8 protein-coding genes and 2 pseudogenes are annotated in these 9914 nt (G+C 35.8%); all 10 read right to left on the reverse strand.

Annotated elements, in window-relative coordinates; genetic code table 11:
- Positions 1-206: 206 nt before the first annotated feature.
- Positions 207-1073: a hypothetical protein gene (locus CER22_RS30065; RefSeq protein ID WP_088610395.1), complete on the reverse strand. Its 867-nt coding sequence runs from the start codon at positions 1071-1073 to the stop codon at positions 207-209.
- A gap of 1 nt (position 1074) precedes the next feature.
- On the reverse strand, positions 1075-2007 hold the full coding sequence (locus CER22_RS30070) for a type II secretion system F family protein (RefSeq protein WP_088610396.1): 933 nt from the start codon (positions 2005-2007) through the stop codon (positions 1075-1077).
- A pseudogene (locus CER22_RS30075) lies at positions 2000-3433 on the reverse strand (CpaF family protein). Before CER22_RS30075 ends, CER22_RS30070 begins: the two are co-directional and overlap by 8 nt.
- Before the next feature lie 16 nt (positions 3434-3449).
- Complete coding sequence (locus tag CER22_RS30080) at positions 3450-4268, reverse strand: AAA family ATPase (RefSeq protein WP_088610397.1); 819 nt, start codon at positions 4266-4268, stop codon at positions 3450-3452.
- 17 nt (positions 4269-4285) lie between these two features.
- Complete coding sequence (cpaB, locus tag CER22_RS30085; RefSeq protein ID WP_088610398.1) at positions 4286-5143, reverse strand: Flp pilus assembly protein CpaB; 858 nt, start codon at positions 5141-5143, stop codon at positions 4286-4288.
- 395 nt (positions 5144-5538) lie between these two features.
- Entirely contained in the window at positions 5539-5700 is a 162-nt protein-coding gene (locus CER22_RS33395; protein WP_179211960.1) for a hypothetical protein, read from the reverse strand.
- Between the two features lie 128 nt (positions 5701-5828).
- Positions 5829-7475, reverse strand: a pseudogene (locus tag CER22_RS30090) (hypothetical protein); the annotation flags it as partial.
- The gene (locus CER22_RS30095; RefSeq protein ID WP_088610399.1) at positions 7460-7846 is read right to left on the reverse strand and encodes a DUF4320 family protein; all 387 of its coding nucleotides are present in this window, start codon (positions 7844-7846) and stop codon (positions 7460-7462) included. The pseudogene CER22_RS30090 and the gene CER22_RS30095, both read right to left, overlap by 16 nt.
- Positions 7847-7871: 25 nt before the next feature.
- Positions 7872-8333, reverse strand: coding sequence for a hypothetical protein (locus CER22_RS30100; RefSeq protein WP_088610400.1), 462 nt, complete (start codon positions 8331-8333; stop codon positions 7872-7874).
- Between the two features lie 16 nt (positions 8334-8349).
- A complete protein-coding gene (locus tag CER22_RS30105; protein WP_088610401.1) occupies positions 8350-9846 on the reverse strand; it encodes a hypothetical protein in 1497 nt (498 codons plus the stop codon).
- Positions 9847-9914 lie beyond the last annotated feature (68 nt).

Raw genomic sequence — 9914 nt, forward strand, 5'->3', positions numbered from 1 at the left:
TTTTGTAAATCGAGCTAGAATTGTGTCATACCCGCCTTGAATTGCTTTCCATACAAACGGGCCAATCACTAATACAATAATTACTGCCAAGGCAATTAACATACCGTTTTCTGATGATAATTGTGAGTCTTCATTTTTTAACCATTTCTTCATTTTTGTTAACATGTGTATTACTCCTTTTCTTATTCCATTTTTGATAATGTCTTCTATAAACTTGCAAATCCTTGCATTAAGGATTGAATAACAATCACCATTGGATAAATTACAATACAACCAATTACAGCAACGTTAAATTTATTCATTTCCATTGGCTTATTTTGAATGAGACGGTTATAGTTCTCATGTTTTAATTCACGCATCATTTTAATTTGTGCGTCCATAATACGACGACTTTGTACCTTGTCCGTTTTTTGCGCTTGTTGCAATGCAATCGTAAAGGTATTTACTTCTGGACTATTTAAAGCTGCTGCAAAGTTTCTAAATGGTTGATCCGAACCCGCATACATTTCTAATTCCGCTGTAAGTGTAGATACATACGGTCGAAGGTGCCTCCCAGCATATATCTGCGCCTTTTTTACTGCCTCTAATGTTGTATGTGTTTTTAACAACTGCAGCACCGGAATTAGATACTGTGGTAATTCGAACTTCCTTGCTTCTATCGCCTGCTTGATTCTTTTCTTTAATAAATAATCAGGATAGAAATAAAGCAGTGGTGAAATCAAAACGCCCACTTTAAATAAGTAGTAATCATGAAACACCGTACATATCAAGAAAACAGAGGTGAAAATGATGGGATATGCAACCTTCATTTTCAAATATTCTTCTGGTTTCGTATCCAAACCAGCTTCTTCTAATTTTTTCTGGATCTGCTCTTTCTTTTCTTCTGTCAGATACTTATGTGATAATGACTGGAAAGGAGCGAGCATCATTTGATTTAAATTCTTTTTTTCAATTCGTTTTGCATTTTCTACATAGTTTGTCAGTAGGCTACCACTATCTTTTTTACTTTGTAGAAAGGTAGAGAATACCCAATACATGACAACGAATACCACTACAGCTAAAATCGCAGCCACTTTATTCCCCTCTTTCTGTTGGATTATAATTTGCAATCTTTTCTACACGGGTTGCTAAGAAAAATACAATGAACATATTTACCGCTAATGCGATTTTCCCCATCATAGAACCTGCTAAAAATCCATATGCTTCTTTTGACATCAACATAATAACAATCGGCATGGCCATGACGATTAAGCAGTTCTGTACAAAGGCACGTTGTGCTTGCGATAAACTAGAACGTAATCTTGCCAGGTATAGCTTTTGTTTTTCGAAATCTTCTGCAATATCTAGTAAGACTTGCACTGAATTCGTGCCACCTTCTCGACTACACACTTCCAACATTTCATGGAAGAAAACCAATTCTCTAAAATTAAAAGTTTCGTTGAATCCTCTAAATGCACGGTGCATTGTAGTTCCACCTTCTAATAAAAGAGAAACTTTTTCTATTTCTTCTTGAATGCTCTCGTGCATCATTGGCTTCACTTGTACTAACACGCGTTTTGCGTTATTACTAATTTGAAGAGCATTCGCTACAGCCTTCATATAAATAGAAAGACGGTCAATGACAACCAAGTAGTAACGTTTTTTTCTTCGATAGAGGAGAAATCTCGGAACTAAAAATCCACATAAAACGAAAACCAGTGTAAAAAGATCTCTTCCAAAAGAAAAATAGAACACCGCTGCAATACTCATTCCGGAAAGAATCATATATGCCCAGTACATGCTTTTCGTCAATTTCCACTCGTACTTTTGCGCTTCTTGTATAACGGATTGTGGTAGATACACTCGTATCCCCTTAATATTCCTTAATTCCAAGCGCCTTTCTTCTTTTTCGTTTTCTTGTACAAATTGGGAAAGAGCAGAACCTTTAGATTTTGCAAAAAGTAAAACGAGAAATACTATACTAATAAAGATTAAAAATATACATCCATAAGCCAACAAACTATGCATACTGCACCTCCCGTTGTGAAAGGAATGGTGCATAAAGGGCTGGTTTTACAGTGGAAGAACGGAATTTCTTCTCCATTTCGGCTGACATTTTTGCTGTAATAATATGGTCTCCATAAATCTTTCCTACTCTCTCATTCATTTCATCGTATTCCTCACCTGATGGAATAAATTGAGAAAGCTGATTGAACTGTATATCATCTTGATAATCCAATAATTCAATCATCTCTGTAATATAGCGATTTCCATCGTCTTTCTTTTCTAAAAAGACAATCACATCAAATGTCTGTGAGATTAATTCATATAAATACTAAGCATCGATATTTGCACCACTTTGCAAACACATAAGCATTAAACGTCTTACTGCTTCTTTCGCACTCCTTGCATGGACAGAGGTAAAACCAGGATGTCCTGTTTGGAAGAAGTTAATCATTTTTAACGCTTCTTTCCCCCTCGATTCACCTACAATTAATCTCTTAGGCCCTTGCCGTAAAGCATTTGTTAACAATCTATCAAAGTCGATTGCATTTTCTTCTACTTCGGATGCCCTACACTGCATCGGAACAAAATGATGTTCCGGAAAAATGCGTTGCAAATATAATTCAGGGTTATCTTCTACTACCAGAGTACGTTCTTTTTTCTTTCCTTTCGGAATGTGAGAGGCAAGATATTTCATAAACTCTGATTTTCCGGTACCTGTAGCTCCAGCAACTAGAATATTCATTTTGGCTTTCACGGCTGCAGCCAAAAAGTCCAACATCTCTTTTGACGCTTGATTGGTAGATAACATACGCTCTTCAGAAGCACGAAGGTGATCTGCATTCTTACGAATCGTTATTGTTGTTCTGAGTCCCCCAAGTTCATCTAAAGCAATATTGATGCGGATATATGGAAACACGCAGTCCACATACGGCTTTGCTGTATTTAATGACTCTGATGTACTGTTTACCATCTTATAAGCTAGAGCTTTCACTTCTTCTTCCGTCTCAAATCGGTAAGGAAATGTACATTCTCCCTCTCCAATTTTTTCGTAAATGATTTCTTTTGTGCCATTGATATAAATATCAGTTACATCCTTATCTTCTTTTAAAGGTTCTATAATCCCAAACCCCACAATTTCGTCACACACCATATTTAGTAACCGTTCAGAAGGTACATCTGAAATAACGACTTGATTACTTAGTAAAAAGCTTTTAATGATTTGTTCTACAGCTGCCCTCTTTTCTTTATTCATAAAGGATTCGCTTAGGATATCACGATGTTCTTTTACTAAAAATGCACGAATTTCATCTGTTATATCTTTAATTTGTTGAGCTGTAGTTGTTCCTAACTTTCGAGCTGATTTGGAACGAATCATGTAACCAAAGTGATATAAATCCACTCGATTTCGCTTTAAGGCGATTTGTTTTTCCTGTAAATAGCCCCACATACTCCTTGTCCCCCTTTTAATTTCGTAAACCAAAGAGACCCTTTTTCATAGAGGATTGCTGGGATGGAATACCAAGACCAGCTGCTTCCATAATTTCATGGACCTTTGTATTAATTTGAGGGGAACCAAATTGCATCCCCCATTCGTAACTCGTACGATCTCTGTCATACGGAATTGTCACCGTAATTTTTTGGGAAGAAAGCTTTTCAATATCTTCTACATAATTCTCATCTGCCATATTTAGCACATGAATCATTCGAGGTAATGTTAGCTTCGCATCTTCTATTAGTTGTAATTCTCGCTTAATTGCTATTGCACCACGAGGATTTCCATTTAGCACATGAACAACAAGGTCTGATTGGTAAAGGATTGGATAACTCAACACCTCTGATAATTCAGTTGGCACCGATAGAATGATATAATCGTATTCTGTGTCTACAAGTGATTCCATTAATGTCGTTACAAACAGTTCTTTGTTTTGAATCTCAGGAAATTGAGCTAGGTTATAACCTGATGGAAATACAAGAAAATCCATTTTATAGAGTAATTTTTGCATCAACCTTGGGTTCACTTTTTTCTCTAGTAAATCTTGCTTGGTACAAATATACTGCAAGAGGTTGTAATCATTTTCTTTTCTTACAAGCTCTAATATATTTTTACTATCGTGGCTAAGACCAGTTCCAACTGCAAAGCTTGGTCTTACTTGGTCTGCTTCTACATAAAGCACCTTTTTCCCTAAATGAGCCAATTCATTTGCCATCGTAATACTTAATGTGCTTTTCCCTACATTTTCGTTTATCGCATAAAAGGCAATGATTCTTACTTGCCGCTCCATCTTAATAACCCCCTTTCTTACTTGGATTCGTTTAGATACTGTGCTACATACTCTTTTACATTTTTAGAAATTGGATTAGTCGAATGCTTCTCTACATAATCTAAAATGTTCTTCTGATCAGATATTTGTGAGAACCCTTCTGCTGGTAATTCTTTCCCTGTTTGTTCCACCTTTTGTCCTACTGCAACTGGAATCACATCTCCAAGAGTTTTTGCACGATTTAAGTATTGAAGTTGTTCAGGTGAAACAGCTAATGTATATAATCGCGTTACCTTTGGCTTTTGTTTTCCTTCTTGTTCCTCTTTTGATTCTTTCTTTTCTATCACAAATGCATCTTCTGTATTACTATCTTTTGCAGCAGTCACACGTACACGTTGGAAAAGACCACCGAATACAACTTTCTCATTGTCCCCTTCTTTCACAACCTGTTTGAAATACAAGTCCACATATGTGTTAGGAATGATACTATTCCCTGAACTTGTTTCCAGATCAACGAGTAACGGAAATGCAACTTCCCCATCTTTCAAATTTAAAATGGCAGAGTCCGGTAACTCTTCTTTCTTTACTACTTTGTTTTTAAAGAGATAGCTATTTTCAGAAATGGGTTGCCCATCATTTGTCCACTTCCCTACAACATCTTTTTTGCTTACACGTAATGCATTTGGTGGAATGGCATCACCAGGTAATGTTCGTTCCACTAGCATGTCTTCTTTAATTTCTGTATGCGCAGGTATATCCTTTGCGGCTACAACAATCTTTGTTGGTTTTACTGCATTTTCGACTGCGAAATGATTGTATCCATAGATACCCGCTACTGTTACAGCAGCTAAACCTACCGCAGCAATCTGCTTCTTTTGAAACTTAGATGGCTTCAATGTTTGTATTCCTCCTTTTGTAGTCTTTAAACGCAAAAAAAGGACACACCTATGGCATAATGCGCCTTAGGTGTGTCCTTTTAGCTAATCTAAAGTCTATATGAAAATGTTGTATTTGATTTCTCTAATATTACAATTCAATATTATGATATATAGAGTTTAATGTCAATCATTTCTAAAAAAATATTATTTTTACCATTATAAAGCTCTGATTTTAAAAACAAAAAAGCCTACGAACGTTGTAATAACAAGGTTTTTAAGTTATTAATTAACTCTGAAATATGGTAAAATCATTCTAATGTAACTGAATATTTGAGGGTGGTCAGTTGCTATCCTTAAAGAGACAGTATTGTATAAAAGTAGTCCCTTTTTTTATTTTATTATTTATAAATCTGTTAGAACGAAACAAGCTTTGTCCCCTTCTCAAAATACTTTGCAGGGGCATAACTTTTCCCATTCCGATTCTGCAACTCACTTCCAATATACAAAGATACAACCATTGCGACAACCCCTATAAAAACTGCACGTCTCACACGTTGTTTTTTCTTTTTATCCATTTCTAATTCCCCTTTCTACGAAAAAAGGGCACATCCCATTAAGGGATGTGCCTTTGGTTTGTCCATTCAGCTACTTAAGATGGATTCAATTCTTACGTTGATTCAACTCATTGTACAATACCACTTAACTATTTCCTACTCTTCATGTAATACCAGTCTGACAAATCAGTGATAATATGTTCTTTTCCTATCCAATTCCAGCCTGGTGCTTGTACAGGGAATGGAAGATCAGCAAGTACTCTTCTCTTTTTAAAGTCATCGAACGCAACGCCTTTAATTTCTACCTCATTTGTAAGGCATAAGCTCATTTCATTAACACCTGTTGGGGCTGTTTCAATAGTGAACGGATATTTTCCATCTTTTGTTTTCAATGGTGCATACCATTTGCGTTGACCATCAATAATTTTTTCTTGACCATCCCAGTATAGAGACTTAGTTGGTCTTTTACTATCGAAGACATGTCCTGTTACTTCAGACAAATACATATTTTTAGGTAGGGATTTTGATGTTAATCCAGTATTATAAACACTGTCTAATTCTTGTGTAGTTTTTAATCCTTCATCAGCAAAAGGATATTGTGCCGTTACTTTTGCAAATACACCAGGATAATTTTCATTCCAATCGTTTTTGTATTTTCCGTTTACTACATAGGAAAAACCATAGCCAGCATGGAGCTTAGATGGCGCTAAATTATCAATACTTCCGCTTAATGTTTCAAAGTACATTTCTCCAACTGTATCCTCTTTAGACACACGTTCACTTACTGTTTCTACCACACCTTTTACACTCGTTACTCCACACATCCCTTTTTCATGAGATGGTGCATAGATAGCTGTTTTAATAGGGTTATTTTTGTATGTTGTTTCTTCTATATCTAAACGATTACCAGCAGGGTTAATTTCCGCTTGAATTGTTCCTTTCCCCTTATGTTGCCAGCCAAGATTCAAGGTTTTCTTTTCTCCCTCAGTTAACCTTACCTTTTGTGTTGCTACTTGTTGCCCGTTATGTTTTAGCACGACTACTGTTTCCGGATTTGCATATTTTGCTTCTAGTGCATCTAACTTTTTAACTTTGTTCTTCTCTTTTTCTAGTTTTTGTCTTGCCTTATCTAACCTACTTGCAGCACTATCTAGTCTATTTTCTTCCCAAGAGCAGTCCCTATCATAGTAGTGATCCTTCCCTTCGGCATCTACCTCATGAATTGGATTACGGCGACAATAACTTAAACTAGACTGTGCACTATCTCTATCTGATTCAGAACTATTTACTTCTTGCTGTGACTTATTAATCTTATTATTTACCTTTGCTCTATATTGGTCACGTTCTGGTTTAAAATTATCACGTGATACATCTATTCTTGTTTTTATATTCTTCCCTTCTCTTGCTGTTTCTCCTTCGATTCTGTCACTAGAAAAGTCAATTTTATATTTAAAGTCATCTTCATCGCCTGAATCTGGGTTAGGTGTTACTTCAGTACCACAGTTACCATCTATAGTGAAATCAACAATTTTTTCGTTTGATTCCCTCTGAACAGCATCAAGTACTTTAATTCTCGCAGTATATCGGCCACACATTTGCGGCTGCCACTTTAGTTCTTCGGACTTAAATTGCCCTGCATCACCTTCATTGGCTCTTTCATTATCTTTTTGCGAATTTGAACGTAAATAATTTTCTTGATGATGCACAGTTTCTCCATCTTTTATAATATCTAGCATCCATTTAACTCGGTTTCGTTCTCCAGCAGCTGATTGATATGGATTTACTGTTGTCCCATTCCATCTTTGTTTGCCCATATTGGTGCTCTCACACTGTCTATCCCTATCATTTTAAAAATAAAGAAGTGATGTTCGGCTTTTATCCTAAAATTCAATGGCTGATTATGATCTACGCGCCCTTTCGTATATTCATATTTCCATCCATCCATATTCTGCTCTTTCATTTTCTTCTCTATATCAGGAATTAAATTTACGCTTTTCCCTTCATACGTGTACTGAAAACCACCTGTTTGTTCTGCTAATTCTATTGTACTAGAAGCAAAATCATGTGCCTTTATTAACTGCATTCCATACAGTACTCCTTCTGGTATAAGAGTTATTAATAATAAAGAAAGCGTTAGAAAAAGCGCTGTTGTTATTGTATTTTGCATTTCTTACACACCTACTTCTTCTTATTTATTTCACGTTTCCTCCAGCTTTCTTGTTATCAGAATCTGCTTCATAAATATATATGTGTTTTGCGTTACTCTTAATGTTTCCTTTCTTTTCATCAAATTGTTTAGTATAACTAGAAGCTTCGGCTTCGGCTTCGGCTTCCCCTTCAACCGCAATCATTGCAGGTTGCTCTTTTACAGCATGTATGGAAAACTCTCGTTTTGATGCGGGATCTTTAAATGTTGCATTTTGTTTATAGGATTTTTCAAATTCGTTCTTTGCAATTTCTGGATCAATAGCAATTTCTTCTTGGGATCGTAAAACACCAACTTTTACGGCTTTATCCATTGCTGTACTTCCAGCACGTTCTAATGCAGACTTATTATCGATATGTGTTGTATCGCCAATAATTATATCTGTCATTAAGAATAAACAACCAACAAATAATAATAGTGAGGCGGCACCTATAATAAATTTTTGCATCCCTTTTCATCCCCCCTTAACTTTCAGACTTTCGAAATCGAAATCCACTTAATATAGAGCTTTTCTTCTGTTTCAATAATTCATTTGGTAGCAGTAGCTCTGCTATTTCCTTCAGTATCCCTTCAAGCTCTTTATAATAATTCCGACTAGATAGTAACGTACTGCTATTCAGTTGAGATTCAAACACATCCTCAACATCATATGGTGGTAGAGCAGTTAATAACTTATTTCCAAAACATTCTTCTACTACTTCGTGCTTTAAAAGTGCTGGAGAAAACTTATTCCCAATGATTCTCGTTTTCTCTAAAGCTAAGTAAGAAACAAGCTTTCTCTCTTTTTGTGTAAGAGGATGCGCTATCTTTAGCAATTGATGCAGATCTGGTTTTGCTACAAAGAAGATATAATCTGCCATTTCGCATATCTCATGGTATAAATCTTTATCCCAATCATTCCCTGCATCAATAATAGAAATTTGTGCCTCTTGGTTACCCAATAAAACCTTAATAAAATGGTCGAAGTCCTGCTCTGTTTTGTTTTTCAGCTCTTGGTCCACTATAGGATTCTTTACAATATAATTTATTCTTCCTTGCTTCCACTTTGGAATAGATAATATATCGGATTCCTTCTGTAGCATCTCCTTATACCGCTGTAGCATAAATTCACTACGATAATTTTCTGGTGCTTCTGTATATCCCTTTAGTAACGGATACGTATAGCCCTCATCATATAGATTCTCTATATAGTTCACATCTATCTGTAGTTCATTTAAATACGCAGCTAAAAGATGTGAAACAAAGGTAGCTCCACTTCTTCTATTCATACTGGCCACAACAATTGTTTTTCTTGGAATGGCAATACCAATTTGTTTCCCATATACCGGCTCAAAAGCCAATTTATACTGTTTTTTAATAATTGGCGCTTTAGGAGTTTTCTCCTGAATAGACTTACGCTTTTGTTTGTTTTTAAATAGTTTGGATTTAGAGGCAGATTCATTGTTGCTATCTTCCTCTAATTCACTTGATATTTCCTCTTCTTCCTCACCAACTGGAACGTCGGGCAATTTCGTTTGTTGCGGCGCCTGACTTGCTCCTACAATTTCCGCTACATTTTTAATATCTGATTTCTGCAGCAGCTGCGGGATGACTTTATTATCAATATCAATTTTACGAGAATTAAAAATGTCATGGATACCTAGATAAATCAGTTTCGCCAAAAACTCATCTTCATTTTCACGCTCTGTAAATACCACTATACGAATATCCCGATTAAAGCGAATATCTCTTAGTTTCTGTAAGATAATCAATTCACGTTTCTCTTCATGTCCTGCATCAATATTTAATCGTTTGTCATTAATACATAGAATATTGGGCTGTTCCGTATCTAGAATTTCATCTAGGTACTTGATGTGCATCACATCACTATCAGCTACTTCAAATCCCGCACTAATAAAATCCTCACGTAAATATGCCGTATATACAGTATCACTAATAGCTAAAACGATCTTTTTCTCCATAGTTAACCTCCTACAAACTCTAACGTTGGATTAAAATCATGTTTTCAATTGGAATTTGTGCCTGAAGA

The sequence above is a fragment of the Bacillus sp. K2I17 genome, from assembly GCF_002209985.1.
Taxonomy (GTDB): Bacteria; Bacillota; Bacilli; order Bacillales; family Bacillaceae_G; genus Bacillus_A; species Bacillus_A wiedmannii.

Coding starts and splice junctions, on each gene's coding strand:
- CER22_RS30095 (WP_088610399.1), bottom strand. CDS start 7,846: ATGCAAAATACAATAACAACAGCGCTTTTTCTAACGCTTTCTTTATTA.
- CER22_RS33395 (WP_179211960.1), bottom strand. CDS start 5,700: ATGGATAAAAAGAAAAAACAACGTGTGAGACGTGCAGTTTTTATAGGG.
- CER22_RS30070 (WP_088610396.1), bottom strand. CDS start 2,007: ATGCATAGTTTGTTGGCTTATGGATGTATATTTTTAATCTTTATTAGT.
- CER22_RS30100 (WP_088610400.1), bottom strand. CDS start 8,333: ATGCAAAAATTTATTATAGGTGCCGCCTCACTATTATTATTTGTTGGT.
- CER22_RS30105 (WP_088610401.1), bottom strand. CDS start 9,846: ATGGAGAAAAAGATCGTTTTAGCTATTAGTGATACTGTATATACGGCA.
- CER22_RS30080 (WP_088610397.1), bottom strand. CDS start 4,268: ATGGAGCGGCAAGTAAGAATCATTGCCTTTTATGCGATAAACGAAAAT.